This window comes from Sphingobium indicum BiD32 (genome assembly GCF_000382885.1).
In the GTDB taxonomy this organism is placed as follows: domain Bacteria; phylum Pseudomonadota; class Alphaproteobacteria; order Sphingomonadales; family Sphingomonadaceae; genus Sphingobium; species Sphingobium japonicum_C.
Genome location: NZ_CAVK010000242.1, coordinates 15164 through 32711 on the forward strand (window position 1 = coordinate 15164; position 17548 = coordinate 32711).

The 17548-nt window shown below is 62.3% G+C and carries 16 protein-coding genes and 1 pseudogene; 8 read left to right on the plus strand and 9 right to left on the minus strand.

Going from position 1 to position 17548, the window contains the following annotated elements; all coding sequences use genetic code 11:
* Position 1: 1 nt before the first annotated feature.
* From kduD to EBBID32_RS21270, 3 genes are all read right to left on the minus strand, one after another.
* Positions 2-757 carry a 2-dehydro-3-deoxy-D-gluconate 5-dehydrogenase KduD gene (gene kduD / locus EBBID32_RS21260; RefSeq protein WP_006966896.1) on the minus strand — a complete coding sequence of 252 codons (756 nt, stop codon included), beginning with the start codon at positions 755-757 and terminating at the stop codon, positions 2-4.
* A 107-nt stretch (positions 758-864) separates the two neighbouring features.
* The gene (kduI, locus tag EBBID32_RS21265; RefSeq protein WP_037492390.1) at positions 865-1704 is read right to left on the minus strand and encodes a 5-dehydro-4-deoxy-D-glucuronate isomerase; all 840 of its coding nucleotides are present in this window, start codon (positions 1702-1704) and stop codon (positions 865-867) included.
* Between the two features lie 68 nt (positions 1705-1772).
* Entirely contained in the window at positions 1773-2825 is a 1053-nt protein-coding gene (locus EBBID32_RS21270; RefSeq protein WP_006966901.1) for a LacI family DNA-binding transcriptional regulator, read from the minus strand.
* A 115-nt stretch (positions 2826-2940) separates the two neighbouring features.
* Between EBBID32_RS21270 and EBBID32_RS21275 the strand changes: the two genes are divergently transcribed.
* Both EBBID32_RS21275 and EBBID32_RS21280 read left to right on the plus strand, forming a co-directional pair.
* Positions 2941-3741, plus strand: coding sequence for a 2-keto-4-pentenoate hydratase (locus EBBID32_RS21275; protein WP_006966903.1), 801 nt, complete (start codon positions 2941-2943; stop codon positions 3739-3741).
* A gap of 37 nt (positions 3742-3778) precedes the next feature.
* On the plus strand, positions 3779-5050 hold the full coding sequence (locus tag EBBID32_RS21280) for an MFS transporter (protein WP_006966905.1): 1272 nt from the start codon (positions 3779-3781) through the stop codon (positions 5048-5050).
* Positions 5051-5056: 6 nt separating this feature from the next.
* Here the strand turns inward: EBBID32_RS21280 and EBBID32_RS21285 are convergent, their stop codons facing one another.
* The gene (locus tag EBBID32_RS21285; RefSeq protein ID WP_006966907.1) at positions 5057-5965 is read right to left on the minus strand and encodes an SDR family NAD(P)-dependent oxidoreductase; all 909 of its coding nucleotides are present in this window, start codon (positions 5963-5965) and stop codon (positions 5057-5059) included.
* 145 nt (positions 5966-6110) lie between these two features.
* On the opposite strand from EBBID32_RS21285, the gene EBBID32_RS21290 reads away from it, so the two are divergent.
* A complete protein-coding gene (locus EBBID32_RS21290; protein WP_006966909.1) occupies positions 6111-6890 on the plus strand; it encodes an SDR family NAD(P)-dependent oxidoreductase in 780 nt (259 codons plus the stop codon).
* Here the strand turns inward: EBBID32_RS21290 and EBBID32_RS21295 are convergent.
* Positions 6887-7342 (minus strand): MarR family winged helix-turn-helix transcriptional regulator, encoded by a 456-nt coding sequence (locus tag EBBID32_RS21295; RefSeq protein WP_006966911.1) that lies wholly within the window; start codon positions 7340-7342, stop codon positions 6887-6889. The genes EBBID32_RS21290 and EBBID32_RS21295 overlap by 4 nt on opposite strands.
* A 79-nt stretch (positions 7343-7421) precedes the next feature.
* On the opposite strand from EBBID32_RS21295, the gene EBBID32_RS21300 reads away from it, so the two are divergent.
* The 4 genes and pseudogenes from EBBID32_RS21300 (at position 7422) to EBBID32_RS21315 (ending at position 11940) form a co-directional block, all read left to right on the plus strand.
* A complete protein-coding gene (locus tag EBBID32_RS21300) occupies positions 7422-8519 on the plus strand; it encodes an alpha/beta hydrolase fold domain-containing protein (protein WP_006966913.1) in 1098 nt (365 codons plus the stop codon).
* A gap of 130 nt (positions 8520-8649) precedes the next feature.
* On the plus strand, positions 8650-9225 hold the full coding sequence (locus tag EBBID32_RS21305) for a hypothetical protein (RefSeq protein ID WP_006966915.1): 576 nt from the start codon (positions 8650-8652) through the stop codon (positions 9223-9225).
* Between the two features lie 317 nt (positions 9226-9542).
* Positions 9543-10415 (plus strand): amidohydrolase family protein, encoded by an 873-nt coding sequence (locus EBBID32_RS21310; protein WP_037492393.1) that lies wholly within the window; start codon positions 9543-9545, stop codon positions 10413-10415.
* Between the two features lie 485 nt (positions 10416-10900).
* Positions 10901-11940: pseudogene (locus tag EBBID32_RS21315) on the plus strand (porin).
* A 333-nt stretch (positions 11941-12273) separates the two neighbouring features.
* Here the strand turns inward: EBBID32_RS21315 and EBBID32_RS21320 are convergent.
* The gene (locus EBBID32_RS21320; protein ID WP_006966926.1) at positions 12274-12966 is read right to left on the minus strand and encodes a CDP-alcohol phosphatidyltransferase family protein; all 693 of its coding nucleotides are present in this window, start codon (positions 12964-12966) and stop codon (positions 12274-12276) included.
* Between the two features lie 460 nt (positions 12967-13426).
* Here EBBID32_RS21320 and EBBID32_RS21325 point away from each other — a divergent pair, with 460 nt between their 5' ends.
* Positions 13427-15034 (plus strand): alpha-amylase family glycosyl hydrolase, encoded by a 1608-nt coding sequence (locus EBBID32_RS21325; RefSeq protein ID WP_006966930.1) that lies wholly within the window; start codon positions 13427-13429, stop codon positions 15032-15034.
* 3 nt (positions 15035-15037) lie between these two features.
* Here EBBID32_RS21325 and EBBID32_RS21330 read toward each other — a convergent pair whose 3' ends face one another.
* From EBBID32_RS21330 to EBBID32_RS21340, 3 genes are all read right to left on the minus strand, one after another.
* Positions 15038-16033, minus strand: coding sequence for an NAD(P)H-dependent flavin oxidoreductase (locus tag EBBID32_RS21330; protein ID WP_006966932.1), 996 nt, complete (start codon positions 16031-16033; stop codon positions 15038-15040).
* Complete coding sequence (locus EBBID32_RS21335; protein WP_006966934.1) at positions 16033-17196, minus strand: acetyl-CoA C-acetyltransferase; 1164 nt, start codon at positions 17194-17196, stop codon at positions 16033-16035. Before EBBID32_RS21335 ends, EBBID32_RS21330 begins: the two co-directional genes overlap by 1 nt.
* 4 nt (positions 17197-17200) lie before the next feature.
* The coding region (locus EBBID32_RS21340) for an enoyl-CoA hydratase/isomerase family protein (protein WP_037492380.1) at positions 17201-17548 on the minus strand (348 nt) is incomplete at its 5' end.

The following is a 17548-nucleotide window of genomic DNA, read 5'->3' on the forward strand; positions in this document are numbered from 1 at the left end:
CCTACCGCGCCAGCCACCCGCCATCGACGGCGAGGGTGTGGCCGTGAATGTAGTTGGCGGCGCTGGACGCGAGGAACACGGCGGCTCCGCCAATGTCGGATGCGTCGCCCCAGCGGCCTGCGGGGATGCGTTCCTGAATCTGGCGGTTGCGGGTCTCGTCGGCTTGCAGCGCAGCGGTGTTGTTGGTGGCGATATAGCCGGGTGCGATGGCGTTGACGTTGACGCCCTTGGCCGCCCATTCATTGGCCAGCAGTTTGGTCAGGCCCGCAACGCCGCTCTTGGACGCAGTATAGCTCGGCACGCGGACGCCGCCCTGGAAGGAAAGCAAGGACGCGATGTTGATGATCTTGCCATGCCCTTGCGCGATCATGTGGCGACCGGCGGCCTGGCTGAGGAAGAACAGCACCTTGAGATTGGTGTCGATCACCGCGTCCCAGTCCGCCTCGGTAAAGTCGACGCTGTCAGCTCTACGGATGATCCCGGCATTGTTGACCAGGATATGGAGGCCGCCGAGTGTGGCGATGGTTTCGTCGACGACGCGCTGGACCGGTTCGATGGACGACAGGTCAGCCGAGACAATCTCTGCCCGGCGACCCAAGGCGCGGGCCTTCTGCACGGTCTCCAGCGCAGGGGTGCGACCTACAGCGGCGATGTCCGCACCTGCCTGTGCCAGCGACAGCGCGATGGCCTGGCCGATGCCGGTGTTCGCGCCGGTTACGATGGCGACTTTTCCAGTGAGGTCGAAGGGGTTGGTCATGGGGATTCCTGTCCCCCTCCCTTCAGGGAGGGGTTAGGGGAGGGGCTGTCGGGACCGGGCTTTGCGGACATGCCCTCCCCCGACCCCTCCCTGAAGGGAGGGGAGATTCAGGCCAGCTGGCAGATGTCCAGCACGTTCATGTCCGTATAATCCTGATTTTCGCCCGCCATCGCCCAGATGAAGGCATAGGCCTTGGTGCCGCTCCCCATATGGATCGACCAGGGGGGCGAGATCACCGCCTCCTCGTTCGCCATGACGATGTGCCGCATCGCGTCGCCTTCGCCCATATAGTGAAAGACGCGATCCGAAGGTCCATCCAGCTCGAAATAGAAATAGATCTCGCTGCGCCGCTCATGAATATGCGGGGGCATGGTGTTCCATACGCTGCCGGGCTTGAGCACGGTGAGGCCCATGACCAGCTGCGCGCTCTCGCAAATGCCGGGGATGACCAACTGATAGATGGTGCGTTCGTTTGATTCCTCCAGGCTGCCGCGTTCCAGCGTGGTTGCGTCGGCGAGCGAAATCAGGCGTGTCGTGAACGCCTTGTGCGCCGGGCAGGAGGCGAGATAATAGCGCGCGCCTGCGCCAGCGAACTGCACGTCCTTCGCCCCCATGGTGACGTAGAGGCAATCCTTGTTGCCCAGCGTGAAGGATTCGCCATCGACGGTCACCGTGCCGGTAACGCCCGACACATTGACAATCGCCAGCTCGCGCCGTTCTAGAAAGGGATGACCCGCGGCAGACGCAGGTTCGGTCTGGGCGGGCAGCAACACCGGCGCATCGACCACCGCGACCCCGCCGATGACGAAGCGTTCGGCATGAGTGTAGTTGAGCACGCACTCGCCATCGCGGAACAGGCCGCCGATCAAATAACGATCGCGCAGCTCATCATTGCTGACGCACTCCATCATGTCCGGGTGGGTCGCGTAATAGGTCTTGTCGAACATGGTCAGCCCCTCGTCCTTCATCCGATATAGATGTCCCATTGGACACCGGTGTCATGAAGCATCGCCTATCAGGATATGGCGGGCGGTGCAACCGATGCGCGACGGATCAATGTCGAACTGAACATTGACGGTTCGTTGACCTCCGACCCTTCGCCAATCGCCGTGCCGATCAGTTTGAGCGCAGCCGCCCGTCCCATGGCGACGATCGGCCAGCGCACGGTGCTCAGCGGCGGCCAGACGCGCGTCGTGAGCGGCGTGTCATCGAAGCCGATGATCGACAATTCTTCCGGCACTGCAATGCCCCGCATCCGCGCAGCATATAGCACGCCAGCCGCCATTTCGTCATTGCTGGCGAAGATTGCAGTCGGGCGCGGCGTCAGGTCGAACAGGCTTTCCGACGCGGACAGGCCCGATTCGAACGTATATTGGCCATCGGCGATCAGGCTGCGCGGCAGGCTGATCCCGGCTTCCGCCAGTGCCTGCTCAAAACCCTCCCGCCGCTCCTGTGCCGATCGGAAACCATGCGGTCCGGCGATCAGGCCGATCCGCCGATGTCCCTGCGCGATCAAGTAGCGCACCGCATCGGCCACTGCTTCCTTGTCGTTGGACGCCACCATATGTTCAGGATCATCCAGCACCGCCGACCCCATCCGCACATAACGACAGCCCTGCTCGTCCAGCATCCGCGCCAGTGCGTCATTTTCCGACATCGGCGGCAGCAGTACGACACCGAACAGCCGCTGGCGCGTCACGAAGCCGCGAATATCGTCCATCACCAGGTTCGATCCCCGATCGACGGGGCGAATCACCAGTTCAAATTCAGTGCCGTGCAACGCTTCCAATATACCGCGCTGCATCGACAGGATCATCTGCGCGTTGGGATTGTCATAGACCAGCCCGATCAGGAAGTTACGCCCCAATGCCAGCGCCCGCGCCTGCGGATTGGGGACATAGCCGGTTTCCCGGATGATCGCCTCCACCTTGTCGCGGGTTTCGCGGTTCAGCAGCGGCGAGCGGTTGATGACCCGGCTGACCGTCTTTTTCGACACGTCCGCCATGCGGGCAATGTCGTTGATCGTCAGCTTGGGCGCCTGACCCTCATCCTGTTTCTGCTTTGCCATGGCACCTTATAGCGCAGTTTACGCGCCCCGCCAGCGCATCTGTCCGCGATCCGGCTTGTCAATGACACCGGTTTCCATTACCGACAAACATAACGAGGATGGAAAGGATTTCGCAGTGAGCGCCAGCAGCCCGGCCGAAGTAACCGCAGAGCGCTTTCTGGCGGCACGACAGTCCGCACAGGGACTTGCCGACTATCCTGGCCCAATGCCTGCGACGCTGGGTGAGGCCTATATCGTTCAGGATGCGGCTCTGGCGCGCATGACAGAGGCGGTCGCTGGCTGGAAAGTCGGCCGCATATTGGGCGATCTGGCGGATCGCTATGGCTGCAACAGGCTGGCTGGCCCGATCTTCGCCTCGACCGTATTCACCGCTGATCTGCAATCTCAGGGATTGGTCTTTGCCGAAGGCTTCGGCGCGGTCGAGGCGGAATTCCTCTTCCGCATCGGCACGATACCGGCCGCTGGAAAGACGCATTTCACCCTGGAGGAAGCGGCCGACCATATTGACGCAGTCCATATCGGCATCGAAATCGCGAGTTCACCCTTTGCCGGAATCAACGGCCATGGTCCGGCGGTGACTATCTCTGACTTTGGCAATAATAACGGCCTGCTGATCGGCCCCGCCGTGCCCGACTGGCGCAGCGGCACCTATGCCGATCAAACGGTGACGACCCGCATCGACGGTGATTCGGTCGGCAGTGGCACCGCCGCCGCCTTCGCGCTGGGTGCCATCGGGTCAGTGCAGTTCTTGCTCGAAAATCTGATCGCCCGCGGGATCGCGATCGAAGCAGGCTGGTGGATTTCGACCGGTGCGGTATCGGGTGTCCATCCGGTGACGCCGGGCCAGAAGGTGGAGGCCGATTTCGGCCCGCTGGGTGTGCTTCACTGCACGATTGCCGCACAAGAGCCGCGCTGAAACAAGCGGCCGACCAAGCCAGATAGGAGCCAGGATTATGAACGAAGCAGGGGTGCAGGGTCCGCCGGTCGGGCGCTATCGCTGGGTGGTGGTGGCGCTGTTGTTCGCGGCGACCGCGATCAACTATGTCGACCGACAGATGATCGGTGTGTTGAAGCCTACTTTGTCGGCCGAAATGCAATGGTCGGAAACCGACTATGCCAACATCGTTTTCTGGTTCCAGGCGGCCTATGCGGTCGGCTATCTGGGCTTTGGCCGGGTGGTCGATCTCATCGGTGCGCGCTTTGGCTATGCCATCGCCGTCACCATCTGGACCATCGCCCATATGGCCCATGGCGGCGTGCATGGCGTGACTCAGTTCGCCATGGCGCGCTTTGGTCTGGGCGTGGGTGAATCGGGCAATTTCCCGGCTGGGATCAAGGCGGTGACCGAATGGTTCCCGCAAAAGGAACGCGCTTTTGCAATCGGCCTGTTCAACGCCGGGGCCAATATCGGCGCGATCATCACCCCGCTGCTCGTGCCATGGCTGACCGTCGCCTATGGCTGGCGCGTCGCCTTCTATGCGACCGGCATTTTCGGCATCGTCTGGCTGATCGCCTGGCTGATCTTTTATCGCAGCCCCGACCAGCATCCCAAAGTGTCGGCGGAGGAGTTGGCCTATATCCGCCAGGACCCAGCCGACCCGGTCGAACCGATCGGCTGGGGCAGGCTGGTCACCGTCAAGGAAACCTGGGCCTATGCGATCGGCAAATTCTGCATTGATCCCATCTGGTGGTTCTTCCTCTTCTGGCTGCCGGGCTATCTTGGCACGCGCTATGGCCTCGACCTCATCAGCTTCGGCCCGCCGCTGGTGGCGATCTACCTGTTGTCCGATGGCGGCAGCATCTTTGGCGGCTGGATGTCCGGACGCCTGATGAAGGCGGGCAAGAGCGTCAATGCAGCGCGCAAGCTGACCATGCTGCTATGCGCCTGCGCCGTGCTGCCGATCTTCTTTGCCCAGTCGATCGACAATCTTTGGCTCGCCGTGCTGGTTATCGGCATCGCCACCGCCGCGCATCAGGCCTTTTCGGCCAATCTCTATACTTTGCCGTCGGACCTGTTCCCGCGCGGCGCGGTGGGATCGGTCGTCGGAATCGGCGGTACTGTCGGGGCGATCGGCGGCATGGTGATGGCCAAATATGCCGGCTACATCCTCGACGGCATCGGTAGCTACACCCCGCTCTTCGCAGTGGCGGGCAGCGCCTATTTCGTCGCGCTTGGCGCCGTCCATCTGCTGTCGCCGCGGCTGGAACGGGTCAGCACCATTTAGCTGACCCTATTTCCCCGCGACGGCGCGTCCGAAGCTGTAGCGGATATGATCGACATGGCCGTGCAGGCCGAACGTTACCGGATCGGCGCTGTCCATGATCGCGTCGATCCGTTCGCCAACATCCTCGATCGACCAGTCGGGCTGATAGACGCCCTGGCTTTCGGCGATGAAAACCCGCGCGACCCGCCCGGCCATCGACGCCAGCATCTGCCCGGTGATCGAACAGCTTTCATGGGCCAGCCAACCGACGACCGGCGCGACCAGTTCCGGTCCCATCGGCGGGTAAGCCGACACGTCGATTCCTTCGGCCATTCGGGTAACCGCGCCCGGCACGATGATGTTTGAGCGGACGCCCTCGGCCTCCCCCTCCAGCGCCAATATGTTGTTGAGGCCGATCATGCCCGATTTGGACATGCCATAATTGACGCAATTTTCATTGCCGTAGATCCCGCCGATCGAGGAGGTTAGCACGATCCGGCCATAGCCTGCCTTGCACATGATCGGGAAGGCAGGCCGGGCGACGTGAAAGGCACCGCGCAGATGGACGTCGAGGACGGCATCGAAATCTTCCTGGCTCAGTTCCTTCATCGATCCGTAGCGGACATTGCCCGCATTATGGATCAACGTGTCGATGCGGCCATAATGGTCGAGCGCACAGTCGATGATGGCGCGGCCTCCTTCGGGCGTGGCGACCGATTCGGTGCAAGCGACGGCTTCGCCACCCAGCGCCCTGATCTCCGCGACGACGTCGGCAGCGGGGCCATCGTCGCCCCCCTCTCCCCGGATCGCGCCACCCGGATCATTGACGATCACCTTGGCCCCGCGCGCTGCCAGCAGCAACGCATAGGCACGGCCCAGCCCCCTGCCCGCGCCGGTGATGACCGCAATGCGATCGTCAAAACGATAGTCTGCCATGGCGATGCTCCTTGATATTGCCCCGTGGGTGAACCCTCGCTCGCACCGGTTCAAGCCGACAGCATAAGGCATCGCTCCAGCGGTTCGCGGTGGGTGCGGAAGGCGGATATGAAAGGCGCAAGGCAAGACAATAGGGAAATGAACGATGCAGGTTGCGATCATCACCGGGGCGGGCAGCGGCATTGGTCTGGCCACCGCCAAGATGCTGGCCGAGGCGGGCATGGCGATCGTCGGCGTGGGCCGGGACGCAGACAAGCTGGCGACGCTGGAGCAGGTGATTGGTGATCCGGCACGGATTGCGACGCTCTCGGTGGACATCACCGCTGACGACGCCCCGGCGCAGATCGTGGCATTGGCGCTGGAGCGTTTTGGCCGCATCGACTTTTTGGTCAACAATGCAGGCGCGGGCAGTCCCAAGCCGCTGCACGAGACGGACGACGAGACGCTCGACTATTTTCTGGGGCTGATGCTGCGCGCGCCGTTCCGCCTGTGCCGCGAAGTCATCGGCCATATGGGCGAGGGCTGCGGCATCGTGAATGTCAGTTCCACCTATGCGATGATCGGCGGGCGGCGCGGCGGCGCCTATTCGGCGGCCAAGGGTGGGCTGGGCGCGCTGACCCAGCATATCGCCTGTGACTATGGCCCGCGCGGGATCCGCGCCAATTGCGTCGCGCCCGGCGTCACCATGACCGACATGGTGCGGCACCGGTTCGAGGATGAGATGTTCAAGCGGGTGAATGTCGAGACGACGCCCTTTCCCCGGCTGGGTGAGGTCGAGGATATTGCCAGCACCATCGCCTTCCTCTGTTCGCCGGGCGCGGGCTTCATCAACGGGCAGACGATCGTGGTCGATGGCGGCTGGACGACCACCAAATATCTCTCACCCCGCGCGCTGACCACCACATGGGTCGAAGCTGAAGCCTAAGGGTGGCAGGCATCGCGGCAGAGTTGGCGCAGCAGCGCGAGCACTTCGTCGCGACGCTCGGCCGGAATCGATCGGCCGATCCGGCTTTCATGACGCTCGAACGCTTCGCTCACACTGGCGTGGAGCCGTTCGCCGTCAGTTGTCAGCGACAGGGTGATCGCCCGCCCCTTGCCCGGCTGCTTGTCCAGCACGCCGAGCAGCGCCAGCTTGTTGATCAGCGGCACGAGGTTGGCCGGCTGGGCGCGCAGCGCGCGGCCGATGTCGCTTTGGGTGCAGCCCTGATTGGCACCCAGGAACAATAGCAGCGTCGCCTCCCCCACATTGATCCCCAATGGATGGAGCAGGTCGGCCAGCGCCGCTGTCACCGCGACAGTGGTGCGACGCAGGTGATAGCCGATCAGCGGGTCGAGCGGATCGACCAATTCGGGTGAAGGCGACAGTGAGTTGGACATAGGCTGCGATAACGCGCTTGCGTCCGGCCCTCAACCCTGCATATTATGTTACATAATATAAATTGTTGAGGAGATTCTTATGTACGGCTCACTGTCCAGATTGCGCGGATTGGCCCTGAGCGTAGCGGCCTGCGCGCTGCCCGCCATGGCCATTGCCCAGACGCCGCCCATACTGGCTGGTCCCGGCACGATAGAACCGGATGGCACGGTGGTCGTCCCCTCCTTCCGCCTGCCACCGTCTGTCCATCTGAGCGACGCTGCAAAAAAGGCCTTGCCCCGCACCCCATCCGATCCTGAAGAGCCGATGATGCGCGCGGTCGCCGCAGGGCAGGCCGGGGCGCTGCGTGCGCGGATGCCGCAAATCATGGCGCCCCGTCTCGATGCGCTCAAGCAAATATATGGGGTCACGACCCGCGACGACCTGATCGCAGGCATCCCCGCCGTCCGCGCGACGCCGGTAGGGGGCGTGGCGAAGGCCAATCGCGGCAAGATCTTGCTCAACCTGCCCGGCGGCGGCTTCATCATGGGGGCGGCGACGGGCACCGGGATGCTCGAATCGATTCCGCTGGCCGGACTGGCCGGGTTGGAGATTGTCAGCATCACCTACAGGCAGGCACCAGAGTTCACCTATCCCGCAGCAACGCAGGATGTGCTGGCCGTCTATCGGGATCTGCTCAAGACCCACAAGCCGCAGGATATTGCCATATTCGGTTGTTCAGCAGGCGGCCTGCTGACTGCCGAAACCATGGCAGCATTGATCCGCGACAAGCTGCCCCTGCCCGCCGCGATCGGCATCTTCTGCGCATCGGCCGACGCGCGCTGGGGCGGCGACAGTCAGGCGTTTGGACGGCCATTCCAGGCGCTGGCGCAACGGGAGGATAGTCGCGGCTATTTCAAGGATGCCGACCTGGCTGATCCGATCGTTTCACCCATTACATCGCCCGCGATGCTGGCGCAGTTTCCCCCGACGCTGGTGATCACCGGCACCCGCGCCTTCGAGATGAGCGCAGCAGTCAACACGCATAAGGAACTGGTGAGGGCCGGGGTCGATGCGGACCTGCATGTCTGGGATGGCCTCGGCCACGCCTTCTTCTACGATCCAGCCTTGCCTGAATCGCGCGAAGCCTTCGACGTGATGGCGCGCTTCTTCACACAATATCTGAAGTTGAAGCGTTAAGCCCTAATCGCGCGCCGGCAAAGGTTCCCCCGCGACACTTTGCCGGCTGGCAAAGTGTCACGGACGACAAAGTGCGACTCGGCGGAAATAGGGGATTCACAAGCCGGGTAGACTATGCTTGATTCACGATATGTTTCATGCGCCCGTCTCCTCCCGCATTCCCGGTGGCAGCGATTTGTCGCTGCTGCTCGACCAATTGTCGCATTGCTGCTCACGCCCCCGCTACGCCTTCATGCTGCTGACCCTTATCGCGGACGTCGCCAAGCCTGATGGCAGCGCGGGGCCGATGGTTCGGGTGGGCAAGGCGCTGGTCCCATTACGTGACTGGCTGTGCGACGCGCTGATCCCGATGGGGCATCGCGATCCCCGACGGATGGCGCTGGTCGAGCGGGTACGCGAGGAACTGCGCAAGGATGAACGACTGACCGGGGACGCGACAGCGGATGAGGCGCTGGTGCAGGATGAGGTGCGAGCGCGGGTGCGCGCATCTGGCAAGACCAACCTCAGCCGTGCAGCGTCCGAACTGGTGAAGGCCGGTCTGCTCAAGCGCCATTATCAGGGCTATCGCGTCGATCACCTCAATCGCGGGGCGCAGCGGCAGGCGGTCTATACGCTGACTGGGCGCGCGCGCGTACTGGTCGGCGCACCGCGTCAGACCGCCGCACCGCCAACCCGCCCACGACAGGGTGATTTGTTCGCGGCATGACTACGCCGTTCCGCGCCTTGGCGTAACGCTCCCGCCGCATCTTCTCAAAGCCAACCGGCTGGTCGTGGCAGCATCCGCCGGATAGGGGCGGAAATCGGCGAGGATTTCGTCGCGGCGGTCGGGGCGGCATCGTCCCTGCCCTGCGTCACTGCGGCACGCTGAATGATGCCGACATATGGAAGCAGGTCGTGCATGATGGCGCGCTAAAGGATGGAGGCATGGTCATCTTCGCGCCGATCTTCAGTGCGACAGAAATTGACGACATCCGCGCCTATGTCATCCACCACGCCAATGAAGATAAAGCACTGGAAACCGCCATGTCGATTGATCCGTCCAAAATCCTGGCCATCGACGTGCATGTCCATGCCGAACTATCCTGCCACGATCCCGAAGATCCGGTGATGGCCGAATTTTTCGACGCAGCGTCGGCCTATTTCAAGGCGGATCGCAAGCGCCCCACCATCCCTGAAACCATCGCCTATTATCGCGCGCAGAATATTGCCTTCTGTCTGTTCACGGTCGATTGCGAAAGCGGCATCGGGGCCAAGCGGATCAGCAATTACGAAGTGGCGGATATCGCCGCCGAACATGACGATATCGTCATTCCCTTCGCCTCGATCGACCCGCGCAAGGGTAAGTTTGGTGCGCGGGAAGCGCGCGATCTGGTTGAAAATCATGGGGTCAAGGGCTTCAAATTCCACGGCATCATGCAGGATTGCCACCCGGCCGACCGGGTCACCTATCCCATCTATGAAGTGATCGCGGAACATGGACTGCCGGCCATCTTCCACACCGGCCATTCGGGCATGGGAACCGGCATGAAGGGCGGCGGCGGCGTGCGCCTGAAATATGGCCAGCCCATTTTGGTGGATGATGTCGCGGTCGATTTCCCTGACATGAAAATCATCCTGGCCCATCCCAGCTGGCCCTGGACCGACGAAAGCCTGTCGATGGCGCTGCACAAGGATAATGTGTTCATGGACCTGTCGGGCTGGTCGCCCAAATATTTTCCCAAGCAGGTGATCCAGTACGCGAATACGCAACTGAAACATAAGATGCTGTTCGGGTCGGACTGGCCGCTCATTCGCCCGGAAAAATGGATCGACGCCGCGCGCGAGGCAGGTTTTCGCGAAGATGTGCTGCCGCTGATCATGAAAGATAATGCGGTCGGGCTGCTAGGCCTTGGCTGAATTGCAAATCGCCGATGGCTGGATTGTTACAGAATCAAGTCTATCGCTGTCATATAGCTGTCATCGAATCGCCATAAACGCGCCCCGGACAGACGAAGGGCGAGCAAATGATCGGATCGAAACATATTCAGACGGGCCTGGCGGTCAGCCTGCTGGCGCTCATGCCGCAAGCGGCACAGGCCCAGACGGTAGAGCAGCTGCAAACGCAGATTGACGAGTTGAAAGCACAGGTCCAGGCGCTCGTCTCCGCGCTCGCTGCCAGCAAGAACCAAGCTGCGCCCGTCGTCGCGCAGGTGCCGCCGCAGTCGGCAACCCCGGCGACAACTTCGTCGACCGCGCCAGTCGTGCTGGCATCGGCCCCCACGGCTGCGCCCGCTGCCGCACCGGCCAAGTCCAAGGCCTGGTACGAAAAGCTCAGCCTGCGCGGCTACACCCAGATGCGCTACAACGCCTTCCTTTCGGGTGACGACACAGCGCCTGCTGGCATGTCCCGGTTGCGTTCGGTACATGACAGCGGCATTTCGGACCGGGGAAGCTTTTCGCTCCGCCGTGTTCGCCTCGTCATTCAGGGTGATATTTCGGACCGCGTTTCGCTCTATCTCCAGCCCGATTTCGCCACGGCGGTCAGCAATCAGGCAGGCACCGAACGGCGAGAAGGCTTTGGCCAGTTGCGCGATGCCTATGCCGACGTGTTCCTCGACAAGGCCAAGACCGTCCGTATGCGCTTTGGCCAGTCCAAGGTTCCCTATGGCTGGGAAAATATGCAGTCATCCTCCAACCGGCTGACGCTGGACCGCAGCGACGCGATCAACAGCGCCGTTCCGGGCGAGCGCGACCTGGGCGTGGTTGCCTATTATACGCCGCCTGCGGTCCAGAAAATCTGGGACGATCTGGCGCATGACGGGCAAAAATTGTTCGGCAATTACGGGGCTTTCGGCTTTGGCGTGTTCAATGGTCAGGGCATCAACAAGACCGAGCAGAATCGCGGCCTGATGAAGGTTGCGTTGGCGACATGGCCGTTCGAGATTGGCGATCAGGTCGTGGAATTTGGCGGATCGGCGATGCTGAACGACGTCCAGCCCGAACTGCGACCGGCGGCGTCAGCCCGGTGACCTTCAAGGAAAAGCGCGTCGGCATCCACGCCATGCTCTATCCCAAGCCATTCGGTATCCAGGCCGAATGGAATTGGGGCAAGGGACCGGAATATGATGTCGCGACGCAATCGATCCAGACCAAGAATCTTCAGGGCGGCTATGTCCAGGCGATGTTGCGCCTGCCGACCGAAAACATGGGGCCGCTGATGCCCTATGGCCGCTGGCAGCATTATCGCGGCGGATGGAAGGCCGGAACCAACGCCCCGCGTCTGGAAACCGACGAATTTGAACTGGGGCTGGAATGGCAGCCATGGAAAGCGCTGGAAATCACCATGGCCTATGCCCGCATGAAGCGTGCCGAAGCCGATGAACGCCGCGCTGGCCGCGCCGAAGGCAATCTGATCCGCACGCAGGTGCAGTGGAATTATTGATCGGGTCCGTCATGAAAAAAGCTGGTCGGGCTGGTGGCGGAGGCCGTCCGGTTACTGCCTAGGCCAGCGGTTTCAATATCTCTCTTCTCCCGCCGCGCGATTATGCTATGATCGGCGCAATAAAATAATGGAGAGGAAACCATGCTGTTACTGGCACGGTGTCTGGACTGGCTTTGCCTTGCTTTTGCATCGGGCGTTCAGGATGAAATGCGCCTGAACGATTTGATCGTGGGTCATACTCCGCAATCGACCGCCGTGCATGAGGCAACGGCACGATCGCTCCCGCATCGCTGAAAGTCTGTCGTGATATGGATGACCGGTCGGTGAAGCCTGTTACCGGCGCGCATCCTTTGCGTCGCTGATCGCCAGACGCTTTGCTGTCACCAGCGTCTGGATGACGAACAGCAGGATCAGGATCACGGAAACGACGCCGACAAACAGGTCAAACCCTGAAATCACGCCGAACAGGCCGGGCGCATAACCCAGCGCCATCATCGCCAGCGTCAGACCGATCAGCATCAGCCGCAACTCCGTCGGCCCGGCGGACAGGTAGGAGAGTTTGAACTCCCCCATCACCCGCGCCGCCAGATAGGCATGGATCGACAGCAGAAGATAACCGGCCAGCGCCACCAGCGCGACATCCATGCGAATATAGGGACTGGCCCCCATCCCGGCCAAGATCAGCAAAGTGGCGAGACCGTCGCAGCTATGGTCGATGAAATAGCCATAGGATGGACGTTCGATGCGGCGGAACCGCGCCAGGCTGCCGTCCATGGAATCGCCGAACCACTGCAACACATAGCCGCCAATGGCGAGCCACAGCCAATGGACATGCAAGCTGCTGGCGGCATAGCCCGCAAAAATAGCAAAAGCCCCGACCATGCCAAGCACGGTCAAAATGTCGGGCGTGACCCAGCCCGGCATCCGGGCGCAGAGCCAGTTGAGAAGGCGGCGTTCAGACGCTGCCAGCACATTTTGCTGGATACGGTCGATCGGGGGGGAGGATGGGCCGGAGGGCAATGTCATGGCGCCTTATGACGAACACATGACGGTGTGACAATCACCCCGGCCTTTCGTGTCGTCGAAAATGACCATTATATTACATGTCGCTACCGGACCAATCGCGAAGGCGTCGTTGAAACGCACAAAAAAAGGGCCGATCCGAAGACCAGCCCATGAAAGTTTAGGAGAGGATGCCTGAAAGGCACCTCCTGTGTCACCCGAATCGCGCTTTGCTGCAAGTGCGAAATCCTTGTTCGCGATTGCAAAATATGCACCTGCTGCATTAGTAATGCTTTCCGTAGCGGAAGGTGGGGCGGGCTTCACTCGGTACATGCCGTTATTGAAAGCAAATCCATGACTGGTCGCCGAATCGCATCAATAGTGACTTGCGTCATCCGGGGCTTCACCTGCCGCTGGCGATGTGTAGATTGACCTGGTTGCGGCTGCACAGTTTTGCCGCCAGTCCTGATCGGAGCGAACAGCGATGCCCAATGCCGCCGACACCGCTGACCAGCCCTGGTGGAAGGGCGCGGTCATCTATCAAATCTATCCGCGCAGCTTTCAGGACAGCAACCATGACGGCATCGGCGACCTGAACGGCATCACGCAAAGGCTGGAGCATATTGCCCGGCTGGGGGCGGATGCGATCTGGATATCGCCCTTCTTCACCTCCCCCATGCGCGATTTTGGCTATGACATCGCCGATTATTGCGATGTCGACCCGATCTTCGGCACGCTCGCCGATTTCGATGCGCTGGTCGCCCGCGCCCACGAATTGGGTCTCAAGGTCACGATCGATCAGGTCTATGCCCATAGTTCCGACCTGCACGACTGGTTCGTTCAAAGCCGGGCCAACCGCAGCGGCGACAAGGCGGACTGGTATGTCTGGGCTGATCCCAAGGCGGACGGCACTCCACCCAACAATTGGCAATCAGTATTCGGCGGCCCGGCCTGGACATGGGATGCGCGGCGCGGCCAATATTATATGCACCAGTTCCTGACCAGCCAGCCGCAACTCAACGTCCACAAGGGTGAGGTGCAGGACGCGCTGCTCGACGTCATGCGCTTCTGGCTTGATCGCGGAGTCGATGGTTTCCGCCTCGACGCGCTCAACCATGCGATGCACGATCCCGATTTCCGCGATAATCCCCCCGCCCCCAACGATGGATCGCCGCGCACCCGCCCGTTCGATTATCAGATCAAGCGCTACAGCCAGTCGCACCCCGGCGTCGTCCCCTTTGTCGAGCGTATCCGGGCGTTGTGCGACGAATATGGCGCGATCTTCACCGTCGCCGAAGTCGGCGGGGCGCTCGCCGAAGAGGAGATGAAGGCCTATACCGCCGGGACCAATCGCCTCAACAGCGCTTACGGCTTCACCTTCCTCTACGCGCCTGCCCTTACCCCTACGCTAGTGGCCGACACGATCAACCGCTGGCCCGACGAACCGGCCATGGGCTGGCCAAGCTGGGCGTTCGAGAATCATGACGCCCCCCGCGCCCTGTCGCGATGGTGCGCGCCCGAAGATCGCCCCGCCTTTGCCCGGATGAAGATGGCGCTGCTCATGGCGCTGCGCGGCAATGCCATCCTCTATCAGGGTGAGGAGCTGGGGATCACCCAGGTCGACATCCCGTTCGAGCGGTTGCAGGATCCTGAAGCGATCGCCAACTGGCCGCTCACCCTGTCGCGCGACGGCGCGCGCACGCCGCTGCCCTGGTCCACTGACGCCACGCAGGCGGGCTTTTCCAGCGTCGAACCCTGGCTGCCCCATGGCGACGATCATCTCGCGCTCGCGGTGGACGCGCAGGAGAGCGACCCCCACTCGCTGCTCCAGTTCACCCGCGCGATGCTTGCGCTGCGCAAGGCAAATCCGGCGCTTCGCCTTGGCGCGCTCGACATATTGGTTGCCGACGATACCTGCCTGGCGTTCCGACGCACCAGCAAGGACCAATCTTTGCTCTGCCTGTTCAACCTGTCGCGTGAGGCGATAGCGTGGCCCGCCAACATTGACGGGTCAGGTCGCGTCCTGGCTGCTGTCAACGGGGCAGCGCTGTGCGACCTTAAACCCTATGCTGCCATATTGATCGAGCAATGAGGCTCAGGCGGCGACCAGTTCCACGCTCAGCATGTCGCTCAACCGACCACGGATGATCGCTTCGGCATCGCCCACGATGCGCCTGATCAGCGCGTCGCAGGTGGGGATGTCGTGGATCAGACCCTGCACCTGCCCGGCCCAGACCAGCCCCGCGTCCAGATCGCCCGTCTCCAGCGCGACCCGGCCCTTGGCCCCCGACACCAGCGGCTGGATATCCTGAAACACCGCGCCCTCGCGCAGCGAAATTTCGACCACCTGATCCGACACGCTGTTCTTGGCGACGCGCCCGGTATTGTGGAACTTGCGGAAGATGAGGTTCGTCCCCCGCTCGTCATTATCGACCAGAAACTGTTTCACATTGTCATGGATCGGCGCTTCGACCGTGGCGCAAAAGCGCGTCCCCATGTTAATGCCATCCGCCCCCAGCGCCAGCGCGGCGGCAAGCCCGCGCCCGTCCCCAAAGCCACCGCTGGCGATCATCGGGATCGTCAGCTTATCGGCCGCCGCCGGGATCAGGATCAGGCCGGGAATATCATCCTCGCCCGGATGCCCCGCGCACTCAAACCCGTCGATCGAGATGGCGTCCACGCCCATCCGCTGCGCGGACAAAGCGTGGCGCACGGCCGTGCATTTATGGACGACGATGACGCCATGCGCCTTGAAATCGTCGACATGCTCCTGCGGCTTGTGCCCCGCCGTCTCGACAATCGTGACGCCGCTGTCGATGATCGCCTTGCGATATTGCGCATAGGGCGGCGGATTGACCGATGGCAGGATGGTCAGGTTCACCCCGAACGGCTTGTCGGTCATCGTCCGGCAACGCTCGATTTCCCGGCGCAGATCGTCGGGCGTCGGCTGGGTCAGCGCGGTCAATATGCCAAGGCCACCGGCGTTGGAGACGGCGGCGGCCAGTTCCGCCCGGCCGACCCACATCATCCCGCCCTGAACGATCGGATGTTCGATTCCGCACAGGTCGGTAAAGCGCGTCCTGATCGCCATTACAGCGCTTCCACGATCGTCACATTGGCGATGCCGCCGCCCTCGCACATAGTCTGCAAGCCATAACGCTTGCCGCGCGCGCGCAGCCCGTGGATCAGCGTGCTCATCAGCTTGGTCCCGCTGGCCCCCAGCGGATGTCCCAGCGCAATCGCACCGCCATTGACGTTGAGCTTGGCGGGGTCCGCGCCGATCGCCTTTAGCCAGGCCATCGGGATCGCGGCAAAGGCTTCGTTGACCTCGAACAGATCAATATCGTTGAGGCTGAGGCCCGAACGCTCGAACGCACGTCGGGTTGCCGGGATCGGTTCTTCCAGCATGATGACCGGATCGCCTGCCGTCACGGTCAGATTGACGATGCGGGCAATGGGTTTCAGGTTGAAGCGCTTGATCGCCGCTTCGCTGGCCACCAGCACGCCTGATGCGCCATCGGTCATCTGGCTGGCATTGGCTGCGGTGATCGTGCCGCCTTCCTCCAATGTCTTGACGCTGGCCATCGCCTCCATCGTGCCGCCGCGCCGCACACCGTCATCGGTGTCGAACAGGCCTTCGGGAGTTTCGACGCCGACGATTTCGTTCCTGAACGCGCCGCTGTCAATCGCCGCTGCCGCCTTGGCATGGCTGGCGAGGGCGTAGGCGTCCATATCCTCGCGGGTGAAGCCATATTTGTTGGCGATCGCCTGAGCACCGTGGAACTGGCTGAATTCAGCCACACCATAGCGGTTCTGGATGCTCTTGGGCCATGGCCCGATGCCCAGGCCAGCGGCCGCATGGAGTTGATAGTTCGACCCCATCGGCACGCGCGTCATGCTTTCCGCGCCTGCCGCGATCACCAGATCCTGCGTGCCGGACATGATCGCCTGCGCCGCGAAATGCAGCGCCTGCTGCGATGATCCGCACTGGCGGTCGATCGTCACTGCGGGCACGCTGTCGGGCAGTTTCGACGCCAGCACCAGATTGCGACCAAAGGCAAAGCTCTGTTCGCCCGCCTGGCTGACGCAGCCTACGATCACATCCTCGATTCCCGCCGGATCGACCCCGGTGCGATCGACCAGCGCATTGAGGATAGTCGCGCCCAGATCCGCGGGATGTACGTCGATCAACCCGCCCTTGCGCGCACGGCCCCCGGCGGTGCGGACGGCTTCTACTATATAGGCTTCTGCCATGGTCTCAAACTCCTCTAAAATTGGCGGGGCGCTTTGCGAGCAATGCTCTCAGCCCCTCTTCGCTTTCCCGTCCGGCACCTGCCATCGCCATGCTGCGCAATTCGCGGTCCAGTTGCGTCTCTAATCCGGTCTCGAAACTGTCTGCAAGCAGCGCGCGGCTTGCGGCCAGCGCCTCGACAGGTGCATCGGCTAGCGCGGTCGCCACTTTCAACCCTTCAGTGGCGAGCACCTCATCGTCCACGATCCGGGTCACCAGCCCGATCGCTTCGGCCTCATCCCCCTTGATCCGGCGGTTGGTCAGGATGATGTCCTGCGCCTTGCGCAGCCCCACCAGACGCGGCAGCAGCCAGCT